At 40.5% G+C, this 23653-nt stretch carries 24 protein-coding genes; 11 read left to right on the top strand and 13 right to left on the bottom strand.

Features of this window, described 5'->3' with window-relative positions; translation table 11 throughout:
- Positions 1-31: 31 nt before the first annotated feature.
- From I2F62_RS11015 to pilG, 3 genes are read right to left on the bottom strand one after another with little or no spacing between them, the layout of a single operon-like run.
- Positions 32-559 (bottom strand): chemotaxis protein CheW, encoded by a 528-nt coding sequence (locus tag I2F62_RS11015; protein ID WP_324627061.1) that lies wholly within the window; start codon positions 557-559, stop codon positions 32-34.
- Between the two features lie 2 nt (positions 560-561).
- Entirely contained in the window at positions 562-930 is a 369-nt protein-coding gene (locus tag I2F62_RS11010) for a response regulator (protein WP_324627060.1), read from the bottom strand.
- A 24-nt stretch (positions 931-954) separates the two neighbouring features.
- On the bottom strand, positions 955-1338 hold the full coding sequence (gene pilG, locus I2F62_RS11005) for a twitching motility response regulator PilG (protein WP_324627059.1): 384 nt from the start codon (positions 1336-1338) through the stop codon (positions 955-957).
- Positions 1339-1566: 228 nt separating this feature from the next.
- On the opposite strand from pilG, the gene I2F62_RS11000 reads away from it, so the two are divergent.
- Both I2F62_RS11000 and I2F62_RS10995 read left to right on the top strand, forming a co-directional pair.
- A complete protein-coding gene (locus I2F62_RS11000) occupies positions 1567-2193 on the top strand; it encodes a hypothetical protein (RefSeq protein ID WP_324627058.1) in 627 nt (208 codons plus the stop codon).
- A gap of 147 nt (positions 2194-2340) precedes the next feature.
- Positions 2341-4053, top strand: a complete 1713-nt coding sequence (locus tag I2F62_RS10995; RefSeq protein WP_324627057.1) for a proline--tRNA ligase — start codon at positions 2341-2343, stop codon at positions 4051-4053.
- 69 nt (positions 4054-4122) lie between these two features.
- On the opposite strand, the gene dcd is transcribed toward I2F62_RS10995, so the two are convergent.
- Complete coding sequence (gene dcd, locus I2F62_RS10990) at positions 4123-4692, bottom strand: dCTP deaminase (protein ID WP_324627056.1); 570 nt, start codon at positions 4690-4692, stop codon at positions 4123-4125.
- 133 nt (positions 4693-4825) lie between these two features.
- On the bottom strand, positions 4826-5422 hold the full coding sequence (locus tag I2F62_RS10985) for a LysE family translocator (protein WP_324627055.1): 597 nt from the start codon (positions 5420-5422) through the stop codon (positions 4826-4828).
- 376 nt (positions 5423-5798) lie between these two features.
- Here I2F62_RS10985 and I2F62_RS10980 point away from each other — a divergent pair, with 376 nt between their 5' ends.
- Positions 5799-6365, top strand: a complete 567-nt coding sequence (locus tag I2F62_RS10980) for a DUF2062 domain-containing protein (protein ID WP_324627054.1) — start codon at positions 5799-5801, stop codon at positions 6363-6365.
- 70 nt (positions 6366-6435) lie between these two features.
- On the opposite strand, the gene apbC is transcribed toward I2F62_RS10980, so the two are convergent.
- Positions 6436-7710 (bottom strand): iron-sulfur cluster carrier protein ApbC, encoded by a 1275-nt coding sequence (apbC, locus tag I2F62_RS10975; protein WP_324627053.1) that lies wholly within the window; start codon positions 7708-7710, stop codon positions 6436-6438.
- Between the two features lie 373 nt (positions 7711-8083).
- On the opposite strand from apbC, the gene metG reads away from it, so the two are divergent.
- On the top strand, positions 8084-10144 hold the full coding sequence (gene metG, locus I2F62_RS10970) for a methionine--tRNA ligase (RefSeq protein WP_324627052.1): 2061 nt from the start codon (positions 8084-8086) through the stop codon (positions 10142-10144).
- Between the two features lie 108 nt (positions 10145-10252).
- Here metG and I2F62_RS10965 read toward each other — a convergent pair whose 3' ends face one another.
- From I2F62_RS10965 to I2F62_RS10955, 3 genes are all read right to left on the bottom strand, one after another.
- The gene (locus I2F62_RS10965) at positions 10253-10399 is read right to left on the bottom strand and encodes an NF038215 family lipoprotein (RefSeq protein ID WP_324627051.1); all 147 of its coding nucleotides are present in this window, start codon (positions 10397-10399) and stop codon (positions 10253-10255) included.
- Positions 10400-10573: 174 nt separating this feature from the next.
- Positions 10574-11197 carry a LysE family translocator gene (locus I2F62_RS10960; RefSeq protein WP_324627050.1) on the bottom strand — a complete coding sequence of 208 codons (624 nt, stop codon included), beginning with the start codon at positions 11195-11197 and terminating at the stop codon, positions 10574-10576.
- A 46-nt stretch (positions 11198-11243) separates the two neighbouring features.
- The gene (locus I2F62_RS10955; RefSeq protein ID WP_324627049.1) at positions 11244-12008 is read right to left on the bottom strand and encodes a class I SAM-dependent methyltransferase; all 765 of its coding nucleotides are present in this window, start codon (positions 12006-12008) and stop codon (positions 11244-11246) included.
- A gap of 183 nt (positions 12009-12191) precedes the next feature.
- On the opposite strand from I2F62_RS10955, the gene I2F62_RS10950 reads away from it, so the two are divergent.
- The 5 genes from I2F62_RS10950 to I2F62_RS10930 are packed head-to-tail and all read left to right on the top strand — an operon-like array spanning position 12192 to position 17684.
- Positions 12192-12761 carry a TetR/AcrR family transcriptional regulator gene (locus tag I2F62_RS10950; protein WP_324627048.1) on the top strand — a complete coding sequence of 190 codons (570 nt, stop codon included), beginning with the start codon at positions 12192-12194 and terminating at the stop codon, positions 12759-12761.
- On the top strand, positions 12754-14403 hold the full coding sequence (locus tag I2F62_RS10945) for an MFS transporter (protein WP_324627047.1): 1650 nt from the start codon (positions 12754-12756) through the stop codon (positions 14401-14403). Before I2F62_RS10950 ends, I2F62_RS10945 begins: the two co-directional genes overlap by 8 nt.
- 8 nt (positions 14404-14411) lie before the next feature.
- Positions 14412-15557: an HlyD family secretion protein gene (locus I2F62_RS10940; protein ID WP_324627046.1), complete on the top strand. Its 1146-nt coding sequence runs from the start codon at positions 14412-14414 to the stop codon at positions 15555-15557.
- 2 nt (positions 15558-15559) lie between these two features.
- The gene (locus I2F62_RS10935; protein WP_324627045.1) at positions 15560-16429 is read left to right on the top strand and encodes a 1-aminocyclopropane-1-carboxylate deaminase/D-cysteine desulfhydrase; all 870 of its coding nucleotides are present in this window, start codon (positions 15560-15562) and stop codon (positions 16427-16429) included.
- 58 nt (positions 16430-16487) lie between these two features.
- Complete coding sequence (locus I2F62_RS10930) at positions 16488-17684, top strand: NAD(P)/FAD-dependent oxidoreductase (protein WP_324627044.1); 1197 nt, start codon at positions 16488-16490, stop codon at positions 17682-17684.
- On the opposite strand, the gene I2F62_RS10925 is transcribed toward I2F62_RS10930, so the two are convergent.
- On the bottom strand, positions 17681-17875 hold the full coding sequence (locus I2F62_RS10925) for a hypothetical protein (protein ID WP_324627043.1): 195 nt from the start codon (positions 17873-17875) through the stop codon (positions 17681-17683). The genes I2F62_RS10930 and I2F62_RS10925 overlap by 4 nt on opposite strands.
- Before the next feature lie 67 nt (positions 17876-17942).
- Positions 17943-19532: a mechanosensitive ion channel gene (locus tag I2F62_RS10920; protein ID WP_420713758.1), complete on the bottom strand. Its 1590-nt coding sequence runs from the start codon at positions 19530-19532 to the stop codon at positions 17943-17945.
- Between the two features lie 464 nt (positions 19533-19996).
- Between I2F62_RS10920 and I2F62_RS10915 the strand changes: the two genes are divergently transcribed.
- Entirely contained in the window at positions 19997-20419 is a 423-nt protein-coding gene (locus tag I2F62_RS10915; protein ID WP_324627042.1) for a hypothetical protein, read from the top strand.
- A gap of 124 nt (positions 20420-20543) precedes the next feature.
- Here the strand turns inward: I2F62_RS10915 and I2F62_RS10910 are convergent, their stop codons facing one another.
- A complete protein-coding gene (locus tag I2F62_RS10910) occupies positions 20544-21305 on the bottom strand; it encodes a ferredoxin--NADP reductase (RefSeq protein ID WP_324627041.1) in 762 nt (253 codons plus the stop codon).
- An 83-nt stretch (positions 21306-21388) separates the two neighbouring features.
- On the opposite strand from I2F62_RS10910, the gene gigC reads away from it, so the two are divergent.
- A complete protein-coding gene (gene gigC, locus I2F62_RS10905) occupies positions 21389-22276 on the top strand; it encodes a LysR family transcriptional regulator GigC (RefSeq protein WP_324627040.1) in 888 nt (295 codons plus the stop codon).
- A 66-nt stretch (positions 22277-22342) separates the two neighbouring features.
- Here the strand turns inward: gigC and I2F62_RS10900 are convergent.
- On the bottom strand, positions 22343-23653 hold a 1311-nt coding region (locus I2F62_RS10900), incomplete at its 5' end, for a TonB-dependent receptor (RefSeq protein ID WP_324627039.1).

Here is a 23653-nt window from a genome sequence, read left to right as displayed (position 1 = left end):
ATCGCAAATTATCTTGCGTTAGAAATTTTAATTAATAACTTGCAGCATTCATATAAGTAGTATCTTTAAGCATCCGACTCACCAAAAACACATTCCAATGTCTTTGATGCTGGTGAAAATATCCTTGACAATATTTTTGTAGCTTCTGATCTAGAGCTTCATTCGTTGCAAAAAAACTCTTTTTATTAAAATGCTGTATTCCGAGTACTTGATCGACCGCCAAACCCATATACTGATCTTGATGACTAATACACAAGACTTTTTGTTGTGATGGATTTTGATGTGTTGTTCCCGAAAAAAATTCGGGCAAATCAGTCACACTCAGCAATCGCCCACGAATGTTTGCTAACCCCTTTAGCCATGCTTGGCTATTTGGAATGGCAGTCATACGCGGATAATAAATGACTTCAGAGACTTCACCTAAAGGCGCAACAAAATATTGCCCCATCATTTCAAAGGCAATACCCGACCATCGTGTGACTTCTGTTTCTGTCGATGCATAGGTTTTATTGCCTCTTTTGGCTAAGCGAAGTAATTCAATAAATCCCTTTGCAGCCATATCTATTCTGCCTTGAGATGCTGTTGAATCACATCAATCAACGCTTGCTCATCTACAGGTTTGGTTAAGTAGTCCTTCGCCCCTTGACGTTTTCCCCACACCCGATCTGTTGCTTGATCTTTGGTGCTTACAATAATAATTGGAATATGTTTGGTCTTTTCGCCACGTGTAATTTGACGAGTTGCCTGAAAACCATTTACCCCTGGCATCACAACGTCCATTAAAATAAGATCGGGCAGCGCAGCTTCTGCCAGTGTAACCCCATCTTCTCCATTGGCCGCTTCAATCACCTCATAACCATGTTTGGTTAGAATTTCTTTAAATCGAAAAGTTTCTGTGGGTGAGTCATCAACAATTAAAATTTGTGCCATTTCTTTTCTTTCCCCAAATTAAAGTTAAGCAACATGTAGTTGAATTGCATTAATCAATTCATCTTTACTAAATGGTTTTGTTAAATACTGATCAGAACCGACAATGCGGCCTTTGGCTTGGTCAAATAAGCCATCTTTACTTGACAGCATCACCACAGGAATTGACTGATATTGCTGAGAATTTTTAATCAATGCACAGGTTTGATATCCATCTAAACGCGGCATCATAATATCGACAAAAATAATATCAGGGTTCGTTTCTGCAAGCTTAGATAAGGCTTCAAAACCATCTACAGCAGCAACGACTTCGTAACCTTCGCGTTGTAGTAGCGTTTCAGCCGTTCGGCGAATGGTTTTTGAATCATCAATGACCATTACACGTACATTTTTATGTTGTGCTTCTTGCATACCCTTTTGCCCCATAAAGTAGAAATATTTATATAGATGATTATTGCGTGTTATTAAACATCTATTTTATCACTTTTTCAACGCAGCTTTTTATTACTTTTTTGACATTACACGATACAATGCGCAACAGATTATTTTAATTGTACTGATTGGCTTCGACTAAAACAAAATATTGAATGACTTTAGTAAGTTAAATAAAGATAATACGCTTTAGATTTAGAGGTAGTTATGTTTTTTTGCAAAAAACAATCGCGCGTGATGTTCGCCCCATTTGGCTTCGCTCTTTTAGCCATTTTATTGATGCTTCAGTCGTGTTTTGCTGCTGAAACAGATAAACATTACTATCGATATTACGATGCACATGGCATTGCAAATATCAGCACATCCGTAACCCCCACGCATATTCAACGTGGTTATGATGTTTTAGATAAAAACATGCTCATCCTACAGAAAATTAAACCTGCCCGCCCGCAAAATACAGCGCGACAAGCATCGCAACGCGAAAAACAATCCAAACAAAATTTAGCCGACCAGCAATTAAAAGCAGCGTATACCAACAGCCAAATTGCAACGGCAAAAAAACAAGATCGTCTCAATAGTTTGCAAAAACAAATGAATCTGACCCAGACGCAACTCAATACGCAATATCAAGATCAAATTATTTGCAAACGAAATGAACAGGAATATATTCGAAAAAATCAGGCGCTGCCAAACGTGATTAAAAATTGCGCTGCACAAAACACCTTAAAAATTAATAAAAGCAAAGAAATACTGCTGAATTTGCAAGCACGTTATAGAGAAACCACTCAAGAATACGATTATGTGATTGCTCGATTAAAAACAATGGAGAAATAACTTTGTTTTTGCTGTTTGCTCCTCCTCAATTTAAAGCAAAAATTCGATTGGAGTAGAAAATTTAATCCTGACGGCAGATAGCTTAAAATGTAAGTACAATTTATCGTATAATCTTCGACGGCACTTTTTATCTTTAGGACAATTTTCATGCGCGCGAGCCGCTTTTTATTTGCAACGTTACGAGAAACACCAAATGATGCTGAGGTTATTTCACATCAACTGATGCTAAGAGCAGGAATGGTTCGTAAATTGGCTTCAGGTTTATATACTTGGTTGCCCATGGGTAAACGTGTGCTAAATAAAGTCGAAGCGATTGTTCGTGAAGAAATGAATCGTTCAGGCGCTTTAGAAGTGTTTATGCCAGTAACGCAACCGGCAAGCCTTTGGGAAGAGTCTGGTCGTTATGTGCAATACGGGCCTGAATTATTGCGTTTTAAAGATCGCCATGACAATCCTTTTGTGCTTGGGCCAACGCATGAAGAAGTGATTACTGATTTGGCGCGTAACGAATTACAAAGCTACAAACAACTTCCAATCAATTTTTATCAAATCCAAACCAAATTCCGTGACGAAGTTCGCCCACGTTTTGGCGTAATGCGTTCGCGTGAATTTATCATGAAAGATGCGTATTCTTTCCATGTCAATCAAGCCTCACTACAAGAAACTTATGATGTCATGTATGACACATACTGCCGTATTTTCTCGCGTTTGGGCTTAGATTTCCGCCCTGTTCAAGCCGATACAGGTTCAATTGGTGGTTCGGGTTCACACGAATTTCATGTATTGGCGTCTAGCGGTGAAGATGATATTGCATTTTCAACCGAGTCCGATTACGCAGCCAATGTAGAAATGGCCGAAGCCGTTTTGGTGGGCGAACGTGCCGCAGCAACACAAGCTTTAACAGTAGTAGATACTCCAAATACCAAAACCATTGCCGAGGTATGCGCCTTCTTAAATACCGATGCGAGCCAATCGGTTAAAGCCCTTTTGGTTCAAGGTGTGGCGAAAGAAGATGGTCAAATTCCTGTTGTGGCGCTGTTCTTACGTGGCGACCACGAACTCAATGAAATTAAAGCAGAAAAACATCCACAAATTGCAGCGCCACTGACCTTTGCAACCGAGCAACAATTGCAACAATACGGTTTAGTTGCAGGATTCACGGGCCCGCAAGGCTTAATCGAAAAAGGCATCACTGTCATTATTGACCGTGCCGCGTCTGTATTGTCCGATTTTGTTGCAGGTGCGAATCAGCTTGATCAACATGCAACGGGCGTGAACTGGGAACGCGATGCGCAGTTTAATGAAATTGCTGACCTACGCAATGTGGTTGAAGGCGATCCGTCTCCAGATGGTAAAGGCACTTTGCAAATTAAACGCGGTATTGAAGTTGGTCATATTTTCCAACTTGGGCAAAAATACTCTGAAGCGTTAGGTTGTAAAGTTTTAGGTGAAGATGGCAAACCATTTACCGTCACTATGGGTTGTTACGGCATTGGCGTGACGCGTGTAGTCGCCTCTGCAATTGAACAAAATTATGATGAAAAAGGCATTATTTGGCCAAAAGCCATCGCACCTTTTGATATTGCCATTGTACCAATGAATGCACACAAATCGCCTCGCACTTTAGAAGCTGCCGAAGCATTATATGCAGAGTTACAGGCGCAAGGTTTTGATGTGCTGCTCGATGACCGTAATGAACGTCCGGGGGTTAAATTCTCTGACCTTGAGCTAACCGGTATTCCACATCGTATTGTGATTGGTGAAAAAGGCTTAGATGCAGGTACTTTTGAATATAAAGGCCGTACCGATGCCGAGTCATCTCATTTATCTAAAGCAGATTTACTCGCACGCTTACAATAAATTTAAACGGATATATAAAAAATCCCGCCAGTGCGGGATTTTTTATATTGGCTAGACTTACCAAAAAGATTAGGCTTTTGGCAAAGTAACACCAGTTTGACCTTGGTATTTACCACCACGGTCTTTATATGAAGTTTCACATACTTCATCGCTTTCAAAGAAGAGCATTTGCGCAACACCTTCACCCGCATAAATACGTGCAGGCAAATTGGTGGTATTTGAAAATTCTAAAGTCACATGCCCTTCCCACTCAGGTTCAAGTGGAGTCACATTCACAATAATTCCGCAGCGCGCATAGGTCGACTTACCTAAACATACGGTAAGCACATTTCGAGGAATACGGAAAAATTCGACCGTACGTGCTAAAGCAAACGAGTTCGGTGGAATAATACATACATCCGAATGAATATCGATAAAGCTTTTATCATCAAAATTTTTCGGGTCTACAATGGCCGAATGGACATTGGTAAATACTTTGAATTCGGGTGCACAGCGCACGTCATAGCCATAGCTTGAAACGCCATAGGAAATCAGCTTTTCCCCTTGTTCATTAAAGCGGACTTGATTCGCAGCATACGGTTCTATCATCCCGTGCTTTTCACTCATCTCACGAATCCAACGATCAGACTTAATGGCCATTTATTTATTCCAAAATCATAAAAAATCGAATTTAAACTCGTGCTACTTTAACTTAAATCTGCGCTATTGAAAATGGCTGTGTTTTTAACATGTCCATCATTTCAACTTCGTTTTCATGCCACTTCAACGCGAATTACCATAATCGCACAACAGCCGCGTAGCTCATGGGCAACGAAAAAGACATTAACACTACCGAAGCGGTACGTTGTAAATGAAATGGCGTTAACCACTGCACTTGGCTTTTTGCCAGCAGTTGACCGAAGGCAATCCAAAAAAGTGCTATCGGCAACACTAAAATTAGAAATAGCGCCATATTGCTAAGATAATTTGACCAGTGCAACCATGTATTGGCAGGAAAAACGGCACAAGCAAACAATAAGGCTTTAGGATTTAATAAGGTTGCGGCAAATAATTCTTTAGGCTGAATCAGCGGTGAATTTAGCTCTATATTGTGTTGTGCTGTTTTCCATAACTTCATGGCCAAATAAATAATATAGCTGGCACTGAGTAGCTTCATCAGCATCGGCAACAGTGGAAAGGATTGCGCAATCCAATCAACAAAAAAGCCCCAAATGCTAATTGCAAGGATATAACCGATTGCTTCGGCCGGAATCAGTTTTAACGATTGCAACAGACCAATGCGGATACCTGAAGATGCCAGCAAGGTATTGGTTGGCCCTGGGGTCAGTAAAATGGCCATAACTAGGCCAATAAAAATCCAAGAAATCATCCATTGACCTCTAATTTATTTGTGCCAAGACTAGGTGTTTTTGCCACTTTTAGCAAAACTTGAATTGTAATAATTTTTAAAACATCTGTATGATTTTATGGTTTTTTTAACAAAATCAGCACACATCTGTAAGCTTAAAATGGCAGTGCGACATGATCAAAATTGCCAATTAAACCTCATTTTGTGTTATCTTAGACCCGCTTATTTTTCAAACACATTCTTTTCATTAAGGATGTTGTCGTTTAAAATTGAAGTTTTTCTTGCTCAATATATGAGATTCAAAAGGTCTACTGCCTACTTTTTGCGATAATCAATTTTTAAGTAAACCCTTCATGGGCTGTCTTGATTTTTAAGTCATGAAGGATATTGGAAATCTATGGTTAAACAACTTTTACAATCGTGGTTGCCTTCTCATGAACGTATTTCATCCATGAAAATGATGAAAATGTTCGGGCCGAGAACGGCGAATCCTTTGTTGTGGTATGTCAACCGCCGTTCCATTTGTAAAGCCATTTTTATTGGCACTTTTTTTGGTTTATTGCCGATTCCCTTTCATAGTATTTTTATTGTGTTGGCGGTACTTTGCTTCGAAGTGAATTTACCGGTTAGCCTTGCGCTTGCTTGGTTAAGCAATCCATTTACCATTGTGCCAATTTTATATATTGGCTTTTGGTTTGGCGCAAAAATGTTCCATGTGCACATGATTGATAAACCCATGCTGATGGGCGTGATGCATCAAATTGCCAATTGGATTCGAAATTTTGGGCATGGACACATCGATTTTAGTTTAGCCAAAATTTTAATGAGTGGCTTAATTGTCGAAGCCTTATTATTTTCCACCCTTTTTTATGTGTTTATCCACTTTTTTTGGCGGTGGAACGTGGTCAAAAACTGGAAAAAAAAACATGAAAATTTTCCAGTAAATCCGCAAAAACCGCTTTAATTGATTCTTTAATAAATGCCACAAATTTAAATATTTAGGTCAGCACCGCACTGACCTAAAAAATACACTTTTAAAAAATTCGGTTTTGGTCTTTTTTCGCGTTTGGAAGCTGATCTATTTTAGCCAAAAGCTGCTGTGCAATATGCATATAGCTGTCGTGGGCGTCATCCATTGCCACCACGCTTGGTTGGCCTTTATCTGCATTTTCACGAATTTTTGCGTTTAATGGTAAACGTCCTAATAACGGAATTGCATATTGTTCGGCTAAATGCTCACCGCCCCCTTGGCCAAAAATTTGTTCTTCAAATCCACAATTCGAGCAAATGTGAGTCGACATATTTTCAACCACACCCAACACCGGAATGTGTACGCGATTAAACAATTCAATGCCTTTGGTTGCATCTAACAAGGCAACATTTTGCGGTGTGGTCACAATTACTGCGCCTGAAACAGGAATACGCTGCGCCAAGGTAAGTTGGATATCGCCGGTTCCCGGTGGCATGTCAATCATCAGCACATCTAAATCGGGCCATAAGGTTTGGTTAAACAATTGCATTAATGCGCCAGTTGCCTTAGGTCCACGCCATGCCACAGGGGTATTATTGTCCCCAGTTAAGTGCCCAATCGACAAAATAGGCATGCCGTAGGCATCTAAAGGCACAAAATGCTCATTTTCAATTAGTGGTGTTTTGCCGGCATTGCCCAACATGGTTGGAATACTTGGGCCATAAATATCTGCATCCAAAACGCCCACTTTTAAACCGAGTTTTTGCAAAGCAAGCGCCAAATTCACCGTTGTGGTCGATTTTCCTACGCCGCCTTTACCAGACGACACCAAAATGACATGCTGAATACGCGGATGCGCTGGAATATCGCGTTGTTGCGGTGCGGCTTTTTGAATTGGAGGATTATTCGGATCGACAGATGCTTTGTCTTTTTTGTCAGCCGCATCAACCACAGGTGGTAAGTGGTTTTCAGCTTTGGGTTCAGTTGAACAGGCATGTCCAGAGTGAGCCTGCTGCGCACTGTTACAAGCACTGGCTTGAGCCGCTGCAACCTGCCCGGTTTTTTGCTGAATCACATGCAAATTTAATTCTTGAATACCGGCTTTTTCCAGCAACTGCACCAATTCATCGTGAATTTGCTGTAAATACTCGGCTTCTGCAGGATACGTATTCATACTGAGCTGCAAAATTTTCCCTTGCAGCTGCAAGCTACTGACTCGCTCTTTTAAGCAGTTGCTAGAATGCGGCAGCATATAATTTTGCAAAATACGCTGGATTTCTTCCTCATTCACCCCCTGCGCAGGCGAAAAGACAGATTTTAGCGAAGAAAACCAAGACATATTGTGACTCCAAACTACGTGGTCAATTTAATCTTTGCTAGTGTACCTCTAACTGAGCGGTAGGGTAAGAACCTTAGCATCAGGCTTTTTGAATATGATTATAAAACCAACTTATTTAGTTGGCTTTTAACATCTGTTTGCAGGCATGTATTGCTTTTATATCCATGTAATCTGAAACAGATTCACTCAACTCTAGTCTGCATGATCTTTTGAGCGCCGAATATGTCATGACATGCTCATTTTAAGGTTTGTATTTTGAGTTTCTTGCTTGAATTGTTCAGACTTTTTTGAAGATGACCGATTCGCCTTTGCTTATGTGCATGCATCAGGTAAAATCTTTGCTTTGTAAAATACGAATGAGAGAACTGCGTCCGTGCGTAAAATTTTAGTCACCAATGCCCTACCTTATGCCAATGGTCCTATCCACATGGGTCATTTACTCGGTTATATCCAAGCTGATATTTGGGTTCGTGCCATGCGTGCAATGGGACATGATGTGACCTATGTTTGTGCGGATGATGCGCATGGTACCGCCATTATGCTGCGTGCCGAAGCCAATGCAATTAGCCCAGAACAACAAATTGCCAATGTTCAAAAAGAACATGAGCGTGATTTTGCTGGATTTGGTATCAGCTTCGATCATTATGATTCAACCCACAGCGACACTAACAAAGCGCGTTCTCAAGAAATTTACCTAAAAAACCGTGACGCAGGCAATATTGCCATTCGCCCTGTCAGCCAATTATTCGACCCTGAAAAACAAATGTTTTTGTCAGACCGTTTCATTAAAGGCACTTGCCCGAAATGTAAAGCAGACGACCAATATGGCGACTCATGCGAAGTTTGTGGCACAACGTATAATGCAACTGAACTTGAAAACCCACGTTCAACCTTAAGTGGCGCAACACCAGTTGAAAAATCGTCAGATCATTATTTCTTTAAACTGCCAAACTTTACCGAATACTTACAAAAATGGACACGCGATTCAGGTCGTTTACCTGTTTCCATTGCCAACAAACTCGATGAATGGTTTGACGCTGGTTTAGCCGATTGGGATATTTCTCGTGACGCACCTTATTTTGGTTTTGAAATTCCAGATGCACCAAACAAATATTTTTATGTATGGGTCGATGCGCCAATTGGTTACATGGCAAGTTTTGAAAACTACATTAAAACCAAACGTCCAGATTTAAACTTTGACGATTATTGGAAAAAAGACAGCCAAAATGAAGTGTACCATTTCATTGGTAAAGACATTGTTTATTTCCATGCCCTGTTTTGGCCAGCGATGCTTGAAGGTGCAAATTACCGCACGCCAACCGGCTTATTCGTGAATGGTTTCTTAACCGTAAATGGTCAGAAAATGTCTAAATCGCGTGGCACGTTTATTAAAGCGGAAACCTATTTAGAACACTTAAACCCTGAATATTTACGTTATTATTTCGCTTCTAAACTTTCTGATAAAGTTGAAGATTCAGACTTAAACTTGGACGATTTCATTCAAAAAGTAAACTCAGACTTGGTCGGTAAAGTGGTGAACATTGCTAGCCGCTGTGCCAAGTTTATCAATAAAGATTTTGACAATACCTTATCTACCACTTGTGTAGAAGCTGAATTGGTACAAAGCTTTATTGATGCGGGCGACTCAATTGCCAAAGCTTACGAAGACCGTGAATTCAGTGCGGCCATTCGTGAAATTATGGCGTTGGCAGACCGTGCCAACCAATATATTGACGAGAAAAAACCGTGGGCATTGGCAAAACAAGAAGGTCAAGCGCAACAAGTACATGACGTTTGCTCTGTCGGCATCAACTTGTTCCGTCAATTAGCAGTGTATCTTGCGCCAGTGTTACCAAGCTTAGCAGAGCAAGTACAAGCCTTCTTACAGTTAGACAGCTTTGACTTTGCTTCACGCAAAACGATTTTGCTGAACCACGCCATTGCACCGTTCCAACCATTAATGCAACGCGTCGACCCGAAAGCGGTAACAGCAATGGTTGATGCGTCTAAAGATTCATTGGCGGCGCCTGCTGCAACACCTGTGAAAGCAGAAAAGAAAAAAGAAAAAGTGGCAGAGAAAAAAGCCGAAGCTAAAATTGGCGAAGCTGAAACCATCGGCATTGAAGATTTTATGAAAATCGACTTACGTGTCGCACAAGTGTTAGATGCGGCAACGGTAGAAGGTTCAGATAAACTACTACAATTGACTTTAGATGCAGGCGAAGCCGAACCACGTAATGTGTTCAGTGGTATTCGCAGTGCTTATGCGCCTGAAGATTTAAAAGGGAAATTGGTGGTTCTCGTTGCCAACCTTGCGCCACGTAAAATGCGTTTTGGCGTTTCTAACGGCATGGTAATGGCTGCAGGCAATGCAGAAGGGATCTTTATTGTTTCGCCAGACAGCGGTGCTAAACCGGGTGATAAAGTCTCTTAATCTTTAAGAAATAAAAAATCCGCATTCGTGCGGATTTTTTATGTTTGATAATACGATCGGATTCAAATTACAAGCGCTTTAATCACACAAATTATTGATAAATTTAAATTAATTCTTTGCAGTTTTCAACTGATAATCTTGTTCATGTACAGGCATGCCTGCAATACTTTTGGTGTCATATTTTGGTTTTTTTTCCACTGCTTCACACCCTGCCAACACCACTAAGCACAGCATGAAAAACGCTATTTTTTTCATGGGTGTAGCCTCCGCGTTAGAATTATTTTCTTTTAAATTAGCAGCTTTTCTGTGAAACGAAATAAAAAATATATTTCAAATTGTATTTATTCTAAGCAGTTTTTAAAATTTTCAAACCTAATAAAAAAGCCCGACTGTATTGTCATCATCGGGCAAGGAGCATCGAACAAGCGCTTATTTCATTCCAAAAATTAATTTTAAGCCCAATAAAGTCATAACCCCACCGGCAAGACGGTCAAAAATAGCTTTAGATTTTAAATAGATTTTTCGCGGCCCTTCAGCAGATAGAATCACCGCAACCAATGAATACCATCCTGCATCAATAAAAAAACATAAAACAGGCAAAACAATATAGTAATAGCTTGGAATATCTTTAGGTAACAGCGCAGTAAAAATACTTGCAAGCACAATCGCAATTTTAGGGTTACTCAGTTGTGTAATAAATCCTAAACGATAGGCCTGGCGATGGCTCATTTTTTGCGTTACATCTTGCTCGGTCTGCATGGGTTCTTTGGCATGTCGAATAATTTTAAAAGCCAGCCACAGCAAATATAAACCACCACAAATTTTTAAGACCAAATAAGCAGAAGGCACAGCCAATAAAATTGCTTGTAAGCCCATCACCGCAAGTAAGCCAAAAAATGCCGCACCAGTTCCCGTTCCTAATGCAGTATATAGCCCGTGTTTACGTGAAATGGCAATCGAGTTTTTAGCCACATAAATAAAGGTTGGCCCCGGACTCATTGCACCCAACATCAATGCTGCAGTAATAGAAACAAGCGGCAATAAACTGTCCAAAGGAAACCCTATTTATGCAAAAATTAAGCGCCACAGTGTAGCAGATTTAAGCTGCTTTAGATAAAACTAAATACATGACTTCCGTTTGAAAAGAGCCATCCTTTTGAATATGGAAGTAGTCTTTTACGTTGTCGGCTACGCTTGCTTGTAAGGCTCGAATGGTTTTGACCTGATTTTCCGGGGTTTTCATGCGACTCACCCAACTTTCAAAATCTAAACTTAAACTTTGTTTTTGCATTTGTTCAACGCGAAAACCAGAATATTCGGCAAAATGCATCCATTCCGACAAACTGTAATCACGCACATGACTGGGGTCACGAATCATTTCAATGGTTTGTAAAAAGGTATCTAAAGCGGGCTGAGCATTGCCTAAAATATCCACCAAAATGACTTTACCGTTATGAGCAAGAATACGATAAATTTCCTGCATGGCCTGCCCGACATGTTGCCAATGATGTGCAGAATAACGGCTAATCACACAATCAAAAGATGCATCTGCAAAAGGTAATTTTTCGGCCATGCCCAATTGGGTTTGTATTTGTGTAAGTCCTCTTTGCTGTGCTTCTTTTTCAACTACGCTTAACATTTCAGGCGTTACATCATAAGCAATGGTGCGTTCAGTTAAGTCTGCAACCTGATAACTCACATGCCCACCACCACAACCTAAATCTAAAATCTGTTTAAATTGATGCGCTTGAATACATTGGCGCATTTTTTCAAACTCTGCCCCTTGTGCATGCACTTGGCTCTTTAAATAAGCATCTGATTTATCTTGATATTGTTTTTGTGAAATGTTTTGTTGATTGGTCATTTTGGCTAGGCTCTGCAATAAGATAAAGTCAGCATAAACCGCACAAATTAAAAATAATAATGATGTATTTTAAGATAAAATATAACTAAAAGTTATTATTTACAAAGTTACACATTATTTTTAGTAAATTCGGACAATTTTGTCCGTAAAATATCAACTTTCTTTAATAGCCGTTTTTCTGGCATGAATAAGCATTTAGCACGCGCAACTCAAAACCGTGAAGAACTGCTGCAAGCAGCAGCAGAAATGATCAAAACCCATGGTATTCATGTGCCGCTACAACTGATTATTGACCATGCCGGTGTTGGCAGAGCAACCTTTTATCGTAATTTTTCCGACCGAACTGCATTAATTCATGCGCTATTAGCTGATAGTATTGAAAATCTAAAACCACGCGTTGCGCGTTATGAAAATGATGATGACGGACTATTTCAACTCATTCACAGTCACATCGAAAATTTACGTTATTTAAGTGCATTAAAAGAATATTGGAAAGTATTAGAACACGATGATCCTGTTTTAAAACAGCTAAGTCTTCGCCATCAAGCGATCATTCAACCGCTAATTGATCGTGCGATTGCGGCAAAAAAATGCCGACCTGATTTAACATTTGAAGATTATCGTACCATTGTTTCTATTTTGGCCTCATCGTTTCGTGGGCATACCGAACAAGAGCAAACTCGTTTAGCCAAACGCGTACTTGAACTTTTATTTGTTGGAATTCAAATTTCACAGGACGTGACACATGGATAAAGCACCGCATTATCTTGAAACGCCTCCCGACTGGACTGAAGATGAGCGCCCAGTTTTACCCGGGTCGCCACCGTCCATTGCACACTCGCGCGTTAAACGCTATTTATATTTTATTATTGGTGTTTTTATTGCCCTTTCGGCCGGTTTAAGTAATGGCTTTATTACGGCGAACTTACCGCAATTACAAGGTGAATATGGTCTGACGCCTGTAGAAGCGGCTTGGTTACCGGCAGCCTACGTTATGGCCAATGTCAGCGCCAATTTAATTTTATTTAAAACACGCCAACAATATGGCTTACGCTTATTTAGTGAAATTGCCTTACTCGCATTTATTGCGGTCATGCTGCTGCATATGTTTGTGGATACCTATCATTCGGCATTGTTTGTACGTTTCTTTAGTGGTTTGGTTGCCGCGCCTTTAAGCTCTTTGGGTATGTATTACATTATGCAGGGCTTTACCAAAGAACACCGAATTAAAGGCTTATATATTGGGATGGGTTTTTCACAGCTCGCTGTGCCTTTGGCATGGATTATTTCACCGTTATTGGTGAGTGTGAATAATTGGCAGGTGCTTTATCGCTTTGAACTGGGCCTTGCTGTGTGCTGCTATGCCATGGTAGTTGCGCTGAAACTGCCACGCAGTATTCGCATTGCGGTGTTTGAAAAGCAAGATTTTGTCACCTTTGCTTTATTGGCACCGGGTTTTGCCTGTTTATGTGCAGTGTTGGTTCAAGGACCGTTATTGTGGTGGTTCGACTCCCCTTGGCTTGCCTACATGCTTATTGCAGGAGTAGTTTTGCTGGTTATTGGATTTGGCTACGAACATTTACGCGAAAACCCATTGATTATGACGCGCTGGCTTGGGGCGAGTTCAACTTTACGCTTTATTTTTGCAGCATTTGCTTTACGTTTACTCATGTCTGAACAAACCTATGCTGCGGTTAATTTTTTAAAAACTATGGGTATGGGGCCAGATCAATTTGTGCCGCTGTATACCGTGATTTTCTTTGCCATGTTATTTGGGGTGATTTTTAGTGCTATCACCTTTTCCCGCGAGCACATGACCTCACAGTTATTATTTGCAGTAATTTTAATTTTTATTGCCTGTGGACTCGACCGACATTTAACCAGTGATGTCCGCCCTGCCAACTTTTACCTCAGTCAATCTTTAGTAGCATTTGCAGGAGGCTTGTTTATTGGCCCGCTGTTGCTCACTGGTTTTGGTCGTGCAATGCAACAAGGTGCCAGCCATATTGTGACGTATATCGTTTTGTTTGCAGCCACTCAAAATTTTGGCGGTTTAATCGGTTCATCCTTTTTTTCCACCTATCAAAAAGAGCGCGTACAGGTCTATCAAATGACCATTAACAACGGCTTAGACAGCACCGATAGCCTTGTGAATCAGCGGTTACAACAATATCAGGCCAAATTTAGCAGTGTAATTAGCGATCCTAACAAAGCACAGGCACAAGCACGCGCAGCGCTAGCACAGGCCAGTTCACGCGAAGCTCAAGTCCGTGCCTATAATGATGTAATTTATTTAAATGGTATTTTTGCCCTGATTTTATTGATTTGGGGCTTAACCAATATTGCCTGGGCGCGATACAGCCAACATCGCCAACTTCCTTCTTCTTCAAATTGAGTATTGCTATGAGTGAACAACAAACACCAAAAACAACCTCGGACACAGAAGCGTCGGCAAGCTCTCAGCCACCGCATTTAAAAACTGTGCCTAAAGTCAGTAAAATCATCAAAGCCAATAAATCGACTTTGGTCGTTATGTTTTTTGTGCTACTTTTCGGCATTGGATTAATTATGTGGGCATGGCAAATTGGGCCATTTAATAGCCCAATTCAACAAACAGACAATAGTTATATTAAAGGCAAAACCACGGTTTTATCTTCGCAAATTAATGGTTATGTGCAAGAAGTGTTGGTGAGTGACTTTGACCATGTAAAAAAAGGTCAAGTGTTAATGCATATTGACCCCACAACCTACGATCAAAAAGTCACGCAGGCAAAATCGAATGTTGAACAAGCGGCCAATAATTTAAATAATCAAAAACAAGCGATTGCGCAGCGCCAAGCCGATATTGTGGCAGCACAGGCCAAAGTTGCACAAATTGAATCGCAATATCAATTATCGTTGCAACAACTGAAACGTTATCAAGCATTGTCTAATACAGGTGCGGTTTCTCAGGCCGATTTTGACCAAAGTCGTGCAAGTGTATCCAACACCCTCGCATTATTAAATGAAGCCAAAGCCAATGTAAACGTGGCACAAGCAGCACTTAAAACGGCGGAAGTGGCAACCGTTGGGCTGGAAGCGCAAGTCAGCAGTGCCGGTGCACAGCTTGACCAAGCCAATACCACACGAGACTACAGCGTTATTACCGCCCCGATGGATGGTCAGCTAGGTGAAGTCACCCCGCGTTTAGGGCAATACGTTGGTGCAGGTTCGCAGCTTTTGTATTTAATTCCACAAACCACTTGGGTCATCGCCAATTTTAAAGAAACCCAAATTGCGCAAATGAAAATTGGTCAAAAAGCCTTTTTTACCGTAGATGCCTTAGACCATAAAAAATTTACAGGTCATGTCAGTGAAATTTCACCGGCGGCAGGTTCTGAATTTAGTGTGCTGAAAACAGACAATGCGACAGGTAACTTTACTAAAGTGGTGCAACGTATTGCGGTTAAAATTAGCATTGATCCCAATCAGCCTGAAATAAATCGCTTAAGACCGGGCATGTCTGTGATCAGTTCAGTCGATACATCAAGTCAAGGTCAGGCAGATTAAACATGTCCGATCTTTTTGCGCCGAGCCAAATTCCACATCAAACCTTAATTCAAAATGCACGCATTCAACTTGACTTAAAACGGCTGGATTTGGTTCATCCACAGATATCAGGCAACAAATTTTATAAGCTGAAATATAATTTTCAGCAGGCACAGCAACAGCAAAAAATAGGTGTATTAACTTTTGGTGGGGCGTATTCGAATCATATTGCGGCCACGGCTTTTGCTGCGCATGGCTTAGGTTTAAAAAGTATTGCTATCATTCGAGGTGAAGAACTCGCGCATAAAAAGCTCAATTCAACATTAAGTACAGCGCAACAATTTGGCATGCAACTCCACTTCGTTTCGCGCCAACATTATCAACAGCGCCATGAAGTAGAATTTTTACAAACGCTGGCTCGTCAATATCCAGATTTTTTAATTATCCCTGAGGGTGGAACCAATTCATTGGCAATACAAGGCTGTAAAGAGATTCTGACCCCAGACGATTTAAGCAATTATGACCAATTTTGCTGTGCGGTGGGTACGGGTGGAACACTTGCAGGGTTAATTGAATCGAGCCTTCCAACGCAGCAAATTTTAGGTTTTTCCGCCTTAAAAGGCGATTTTTTAACCCATGATGTGCAACAACTGACGCTTAAACGCAATTGGCAAATTACCGATGCTTATTGTTGTGGCGGTTATGCCAAAACCACACCTGAATTGATGCAATTTATACAAAATTTTGAAGCCCAATATCAGATTCCCTTAGAACAGATTTACACCGCTAAAATGCTCATGGGACTGTTTGATTTAATTAAAAAAGATTATTTTGCATCGGGCACACGCATTTTGGCGATTCATACAGGTGGCTTACAAGGTCGTCAGATTTAACTGCACGGCAAGGGTAATTTTTGTATAATGCGCCCTTTTTAAAGTAAAGAGAAACGAGATGTCCGCAACAGATTATGATGTCATCGTGCTGGGTGCAGGCGCATCGGGTTTAATGTTGGCAGCCTGTGCGGCAAAACGTGGACGCTCGGTTTTAGTGCTTGAAAAAGCCAATAAAGTGGGCAAAAAAATCCTGATGTCTGGTGGGGGCAAATGTAACTTTACTAATTTGGATGTCGAAGCGGGACATTATCTTTCGCATAATCCGCATTTTGTGATTTCTGCCCTATCGCGTTATAGCAACTGGGATTTTCTTGGCATGGTAGCCGATTATAAAATTGCCTATGAAGAACGTAAACATGGACAATTATTTACCCTAAACGGCTCAAAAGAAATTTTAAATATGCTCTTGGCCGAATGCGATAAAACCAAACGGGTTGAAATTCAAACGCTGCATAGCGTACACAGTGTTAAAGCACAACAAGGTGGTTTTTTAGTACAAACCAATCAAGCGCAATTTAACTGTGAATCGGTGGTGGTTGCCACTGGCGGCTTATCTATTCCTAGTTTAGGCGGCTCAGCTTTTGGCTATGAAATTGCAGAAAAATTTGGACATTATGTTTACCCAACACGTGCAGGATTGGTTCCCTTTACTTTTTCCGATCAATTTAAAGAAGTAACCACACGCTTAAGTGGCAATGCCTTAGATGCCACCTTAAGCAATGAAAAAACGGCATTTACCGAAGCACTTTTATTTACCCACCGTGGCTTAAGCGGGCCAAGTTCATTACAACTTTCAAATTATTGGCAAGCTGGGGAAGCCTTTCAAATTGATTTCTTCCCACAACATGATTTATTGCAGCTTTTAAAACAGAAAAAACAAAGCCATCCCAAAACATTATTAAGAACTATTTTAGGTGAGTTCGCTGCTAAAAGTATTGTGCTTGAGCTGCAACAACTCATTTGGCCGGCCGATGCAGAACTTGCACTCGGACAATTTAGCGACCAAAAATTAGAGCATATTGCCAAGCAATTGCATGGTTTTCAGGTTAAGCCTTCCGGCACAGAAGGTTATCGCACCGCAGAAGTGACTTTAGGCGGTGTAGACACCCGCGAAGTATCGTCTAAAACCATGGAAAGTAAAAAACAAAAAGGCTTATTCTTTATTGGTGAAGTTTTAGATGTCACCGGTCACTTAGGTGGCTATAACTTCCAATGGGCGTGGTCTTCAGCTTATGCAGCCGCCGAATATGTTTAATGATTAGCATCTTCATCTTTTTCTAATGGCGCAGAATTTTCTAAATGCTGGTTATTGTCCGCGCTATTGGTTTCAGCGGGTAATTTATCTTTCTTAAAAATGGCTTGATATGCTTTTGCCAACACAGCCACGGTAATGCCTGCAATCGCAAGTGGCGCGAAATATTTATTGGGACGTTTTGCAGTTTTCATACGGTTCTCCTATTTATAGATTAGGCTCAACTTTAACAGTAAAATTGAGCCTAAATGTGCTACCTAATTAAGCATTTGGGTTTTGATTGTTGGGATCATACGGGTTTTCTTGCGATACATCGTTTTGATCCGCCTCGACTTTTTCGGTCATTAATGGGCTGGATTTCGCTAAATCGTTCGGCTGACACGCCTCTTTTTTCGCTTTTTCCAACAAGTGTGTCAGTAAGCTTTCAGCCGGTTGGCGACCGCCTAATCCAAAGGCCAAAGCAAAGGCAACTGCAACTGCACCCAAGGTTAAGCCAAATGCTAAATTCACAATCGAATCGGCAATGCCCATGGCGCGAAGGCCCATCGCAAGCACTAATCCCATAATAAGCACTTTGACTAAGCAGCCTAACCAGCGCGAGCTATTGTATTCACCACGTTGCACCACGTTTCCAACAATGTTGGCAAGCCAGAACCCAACCACCAATATAAATGCACCCAGTAAAATGTTTGCACCAAATTGAATAAATACCGAGATTAAATGACTAATTTGCTCGAAGCCTAAACGGTTCGCCGCCTCAGACACCGCAAACAACATTGTAAAGAATACGATTAAGCATCCAATCACCTGTGACACTTTGGTGTTGCCTAAAAATCGCTGTACATCGGCTTTTGCAGGTAAATCGTCAATGCCTGTACCAGACAAAATGTCTTGAATTAAATTGGCCACAAAGCGTGAAACAACATATGCCAAAATTAAAATTAAGCCCGCAGCAATAATATTTGGAATGGCAGACATAATTTCATTGAGCATGGCGGTTGCAGGTTCTGAAATTGCCTGTATGCCCAGCGTTTCAAATGCAATAATTAAGGTGGTAATTAAAATGACGGCAAAAACAAAAGCACCTAATACTTGAGCAAGGTTGCCATTTTTGAACATGCCAATTTTTTGTACTTGTTCTTGTAAGCCAACGCTACTAATTAAGCCTTCGACAATGCCGCGCACAATTTTTGCAAGAATATACCCAACAAAAACAATCACGCCGGCAATAAAGATATTTGGAATATAGCTAACAGCTTGATTAATCATGCCCTGTACAGGCACCAGTAAGCCAGATAGACCCAAAATTGACAGAATAATAGGTAAAAACAGTAATAGAATCAGCCAATAAACAATTTCTGCAATATGACTGCTTACTGGCTGCACACCCACTTGGTTACTTAAATTTTCATCTAATTGGGTTTTGGCAAGTACGCGAGTAATTCCGGCACGAGCAAGTTTGGCAAGAATCCATCCAATAAAACCGACCACAACAGCGGCAATCAGATTAGGAATAAAAACCAAGACCTGTGCAATCATGGCACTGAGTGGCCCACTAACACTACTAATATTTAATACATTCAACGCCGCAATAATGGCAATTGTCAGCACAAACCAAAAAACAAAACGGGCAATAATACGCTCGTAATCTGGACTATGCCCTGTTGCTGAAGACAAATGTTGATTGGTTTTAAGGAGCTGTAGAACTTTTTTTATGCCTGCTGCAACCACCAAAGCGATGATCCAGCCCACAATAAAAACAGCAATTGCAGCGAAAATGGGTTGGAACTGTTCCCAATAATATTGAAAACTTTCACTACTCCAACCTTGATTATAAAGATCACGATTCATTGATTATCCTCTTTGTTGTTATCCATCATGTTATGTTTTAAGAATTTATGTATCGGTATGCTGTTTTTCGATTCATTGCTCAAAATGAATGTTTGAATAAAATCGTTATGAAATCATATCAAAAACTACAAAAAAGCTAGGCAAAACCTAGCTGAAAATTGAGCGCGTTTGAGTATGAAAGTTCATAGAGATAATGGTTAAAATTATGAGCGAAACAACACCTAAAAAACGTACATGTAAACGATGATTTTTTAGTTGTTGTTCAGCACCACAGCGGATTGAATAAGAAGGAATCATCATGTTCTGAATCCCCTATATTGTATTGTTATTGCATATTTTTTAATCTATCACGCTTTTTTGTTATGTTCTGTTAAAAAAGATAACAACAACGTATCTTGGCTTTGTCGGTTCTCGTATTAAAAAATAAGCTATACTATGTCCCGCTTTGATCATTCATTATATTTATGTCATACCAGTGTCAGCGTATTTCGCTCGATTTAGAAACCGATGTTAGTCATCAGTGCTCGATTCATCACACCCGAGATCAGCATCTGATCGGTATCATCACGTTTAAAAAACCAAGCGCTCAACTGACATGGGCAGATTTAGAGTATTTCCGTCGTAGAACTGAAGAATTATCGGTGATTCCTGTGCCCGATTGTGTCAATGCTATGATTATTGATATCCGCGATGTGCAGGTGTTTTTAGATCAAGAAACGCCCATTATTCCATGGCGTTTACTTGAAGAAGAATGCCCAATTCGCCTCGTTGTGCCGCAAGAACGCTTAGATTATTACGTTGGTATTTTTGAACCGACATGGCTCACCACCGATCTTGCAACCGCGATTACTGAAATTCGTGATTTCATGGATATGTTGGTGCATTAAAATTGGGCGTCTTAAATGCCTTGCGCTGCTTTAATCGCCCTTGCGCTGCTTTAATCGCCCTTGCGCTGCTTTAATCGCCCTTGCGCTGCTTTAATCGCCCTTGCGCTGCTTTAATCGCAGCTCATTACCAGTAATTTTCTACGGCAATATTGCCTTCACCACGGCGATTCATTTTTAATCCACGGCGCTTTAATGCTTCTTTGGTATCCTCGACCATTTCAGGGTTACCACATAACATAATATGACTGCTGTCTACATTAAAGTTTTGACCAGCAACCTGTTCTAATTGACCATTTTCAATCAATATCGGTAAGCGCTGATTGAGTGTTGCCGTTGCATCGCGGGTGATGACTGGAATAAAGCAAAAATTAGGATGATTTTCGCCAAAGCTTTCATGAATCTCTTTTATTCGCGCCACATAAGCCAACTCGGCTTGGCTACGCACACTGTAAACCAAGAAAATTTGCTGATAATGCTGCCATGTAGAGAAATCTTGTAACATCGACAAAAATGGCGCAAGTCCAGTACCGGTCGCAAGTAACCATAAGTCTTTCGGGGCCGGTTGCTGATAACGAGCAAGGGTTAAATAACCATAAGGGATTTTTTCTAAATATAGTTCATCATCTACTTTTAAATGCTGTAACCGCGATGTAAATGCACCGTCTGGCACCACAATTGAGAAAAATTCTAATATTTCATCATACGGCGAGGACACCAAAGAATAGGCACGCACAATCAGTTCGCCATCGACCATTATGCCAATTCGCGCAAACTGCCCTGCTGTAAATTTAAAATGCGCAGGACGTGTCATGGTAAAACTGAATAAATTATTGGTCCAACGTTGAATGGAAAGCACTTTTTCTACAGTAAATTTTTCAGATGTCATGATTTCAAGGTGCAAGAAATTATCGGCTCATGTTAGCATGACACAACAAATATTGATATTTCTCCCAATTTAAGGCTTTTATTATGCGTATGACCTTACGACAATTGGCTGTATTCGTTGCCGTAGCGCAAGAAGGAACGGTCACCAAAGCCAGTGATGCGGTTAAACTCACCCAAAGTGCAGCAAGCATGGCTTTAGCAGACCTTGAAGATGGTTTAGAAGCACCCTTGTTTGATCGCTTAGGCAAGCGTTTACAGCTGAATGAATTAGGTCGTTTTTTACTGCCTCAAGCCTTAGAGATATTGGGGCGATGTGAAACCTTTGAACAAATCGCCAAAGGTGAGCTACAAAGTATCGACTTACGCCTTGGAGCCACGCTAACCATTAGCGATTATTTAATGCCCGATTTAATGGCTGGTTTTTTACAAAAACAACCACAAGCTCATTTGCAACTTCAAGTCGGAAATACCCGACAAATTATTGAAGCTGTAAACCAATTTCAGTTAGATTTAGCCCTCATTGAAGGTTCATGCAATTTACCCCAACTGCAAAGTATTCATTGGCGCGATGATGAGCTTGCCGTATGTTGTGCACCAACTCATCCTTTAGCCCAATTGAACCGGCCAATTACACAACAAGACTTAAACGATGCCGAATGGATTTTACGTGAAGAAGGCTCTGGCACACGTGAAGTCTTTGACAATGCCATTTTGAAAAACTTATCAAATGCCAATATTCGTTTAACATTGGGTCATAACGAAGCGATTTTAAAAATTGTTTCGGGTGGTTTGGGCATTTCTTGTATTTCTAAATTGGCACTACGTCCAATGTTAAATTCAGGGCAACTGGTCATTTTAGAGACCCCATTTTGGGAACTTAAACGCCCACTGTATATGCTAATACATCGCCATAAATACCAAGGGCCGGGGCTAAAAGCATTTATGAGTTTTTGTGAAAATCATGTCAATTAATTGCGATTAATCGCGCATTGGCAATAAAAAACGCTTCTAAAAAGAAGCGTTTTTTGCAATATCTATTTAGAAATTAAACGTCAGCCCAGCGGTATAGGTACGCCCCTCGCCAATAATGGCGTAATTTGTACCAAATACCCCTGCCCAATATTTTTTATCGGCAACATTATCCACACTAAACCGCAAAGTCGTATCAACACCACCAATTTTGGTTTTATATTTTGCACCAAGATCTACAATCGTATATGCAGGTAAATCTAAAGTGTTGGACTCGTTCAGGTATTGTTTTGCAACATACATGGCATGTGTGTTTAAGCTGAAACCTTCAACCATAGGAAGGTTATAACTTAACGTTAAACCTGTGGTGAAATGTGGAACGCCCAATACATTGTTGCCTGCATAATCTTTATTTTTATTATATAAAGCATCGATATAAGCAACACTACCCAATATATTTAAATCTTGAGTCAAATTACCCGTAAACATCCATTCAACACCGCGTGAACGTTGCCGACCATTTTGTGTTAAATAGTTTTCGCCATTACGTGTTTCAACAATACTGGCAGCTTTTTCAACTTGATAGATAGCGACGGTATTTAACCATGAACCCGATTGATACTTAGCACCAAGTTCGTATTGCGTAGTTTTATATGGATCTAAAATTTCACCATAATTTGCATAGCTATTACCTACTGTTCCGCCCTGAGTCAGCCCTTCAACATAACTGGCATAAACAGAGAAATCATCGCCAAAAGGTTTAAACACAATTGCCGCACTTGGAGATACACGATCTCCTGAATAACGGGTATTTGAAAGATGATTTTTAATTCGCATATCCTGATAACGCGCACCTAAAGTCAGCTGCAACTTATCATTTAACATCGACATTTGATCTGTTAAAGCATAGCTTACAAACGTATTATCATCATAACGATATGTCTGAGCTGATGTTGTTTTAGCATATGTAGTATTCGGAGTATAAATATCGTTCAAATACAAGGCAGATGAAGAACCTGTCATCTTATATTGGTAAGATTCTTGGCTTAAATAATCAGCACGTAGGCCAAATGTATGTTGAATAAAACCTGTATTAAAAATTCCTTCTACGCCCAGATTGGTCGTCACGTCAATTTCTGACTGTGGTTGATCGTAATAATTAATCGAATATTTATTGGCTTTATAATTTACCCGTGTGCCAAACATCTGCCCTGAATGCGACTTTTCGGCATAGCCTGCACCTGCATAAACTTTCATATTGGGCGTAAGGTGATATTCCCCACTGGCACCCACATAATTACTTTTAATATGACCAAATAGATAAGGTAAATAATTGCTGTTGCCTTTTGGTGCCGATGGTGCAGTTGTGTTGTCATAGGC

The organism is Acinetobacter sp. MD2(2019), assembly GCF_035615615.1.
Lineage (GTDB): Bacteria > Pseudomonadota > Gammaproteobacteria > Pseudomonadales > Moraxellaceae > Acinetobacter.
The sequence above is the reverse complement of the archived record's forward strand: the minus strand, read 5'-3'. Positions and strand labels throughout refer to the sequence as shown.

What these genes read in the sequence shown, in the direction of transcription:
- I2F62_RS10945 (WP_324627047.1), top strand. Translation starts at nt 12,754, where the DNA reads ATGGATAAAGCACCGCATTATCTTGAAACGCCTCCCGACTGGACTGAA.
- I2F62_RS11015 (WP_324627061.1), bottom strand. Translation starts at nt 559, where the DNA reads ATGGCTGCAAAGGGATTTATTGAATTACTTCGCTTAGCCAAAAGAGGC.
- I2F62_RS10930 (WP_324627044.1), top strand. Translation starts at nt 16,488, where the DNA reads ATGTCCGCAACAGATTATGATGTCATCGTGCTGGGTGCAGGCGCATCG.
- I2F62_RS11010 (WP_324627060.1), bottom strand. Translation starts at nt 930, where the DNA reads ATGGCACAAATTTTAATTGTTGATGACTCACCCACAGAAACTTTTCGA.
- I2F62_RS10935 (WP_324627045.1), top strand. Translation starts at nt 15,560, where the DNA reads ATGTCCGATCTTTTTGCGCCGAGCCAAATTCCACATCAAACCTTAATT.
- I2F62_RS10985 (WP_324627055.1), bottom strand. Translation starts at nt 5,422, where the DNA reads ATGATTTCTTGGATTTTTATTGGCCTAGTTATGGCCATTTTACTGACC.
- I2F62_RS10925 (WP_324627043.1), bottom strand. Translation starts at nt 17,875, where the DNA reads ATGAAAACTGCAAAACGTCCCAATAAATATTTCGCGCCACTTGCGATT.
- I2F62_RS10910 (WP_324627041.1), bottom strand. Translation starts at nt 21,305, where the DNA reads ATGACATCTGAAAAATTTACTGTAGAAAAAGTGCTTTCCATTCAACGT.
- pilG (WP_324627059.1), bottom strand. Translation starts at nt 1,338, where the DNA reads ATGCAAGAAGCACAACATAAAAATGTACGTGTAATGGTCATTGATGAT.
- I2F62_RS10965 (WP_324627051.1), bottom strand. Translation starts at nt 10,399, where the DNA reads ATGAAAAAAATAGCGTTTTTCATGCTGTGCTTAGTGGTGTTGGCAGGG.
- I2F62_RS10950 (WP_324627048.1), top strand. Translation starts at nt 12,192, where the DNA reads ATGAATAAGCATTTAGCACGCGCAACTCAAAACCGTGAAGAACTGCTG.
- I2F62_RS10995 (WP_324627057.1), top strand. Translation starts at nt 2,341, where the DNA reads ATGCGCGCGAGCCGCTTTTTATTTGCAACGTTACGAGAAACACCAAAT.
- apbC (WP_324627053.1), bottom strand. Translation starts at nt 7,710, where the DNA reads ATGTCTTGGTTTTCTTCGCTAAAATCTGTCTTTTCGCCTGCGCAGGGG.
- I2F62_RS10920 (WP_420713758.1), bottom strand. Translation starts at nt 19,532, where the DNA reads ATGAATCGTGATCTTTATAATCAAGGTTGGAGTAGTGAAAGTTTTCAA.
- I2F62_RS10915 (WP_324627042.1), top strand. Translation starts at nt 19,997, where the DNA reads ATGTCATACCAGTGTCAGCGTATTTCGCTCGATTTAGAAACCGATGTT.
- dcd (WP_324627056.1), bottom strand. Translation starts at nt 4,692, where the DNA reads ATGGCCATTAAGTCTGATCGTTGGATTCGTGAGATGAGTGAAAAGCAC.
- I2F62_RS11000 (WP_324627058.1), top strand. Translation starts at nt 1,567, where the DNA reads ATGTTTTTTTGCAAAAAACAATCGCGCGTGATGTTCGCCCCATTTGGC.
- gigC (WP_324627040.1), top strand. Translation starts at nt 21,389, where the DNA reads ATGCGTATGACCTTACGACAATTGGCTGTATTCGTTGCCGTAGCGCAA.
- I2F62_RS10940 (WP_324627046.1), top strand. Translation starts at nt 14,412, where the DNA reads ATGAGTGAACAACAAACACCAAAAACAACCTCGGACACAGAAGCGTCG.
- I2F62_RS10955 (WP_324627049.1), bottom strand. Translation starts at nt 12,008, where the DNA reads ATGACCAATCAACAAAACATTTCACAAAAACAATATCAAGATAAATCA.
- I2F62_RS10980 (WP_324627054.1), top strand. Translation starts at nt 5,799, where the DNA reads ATGGTTAAACAACTTTTACAATCGTGGTTGCCTTCTCATGAACGTATT.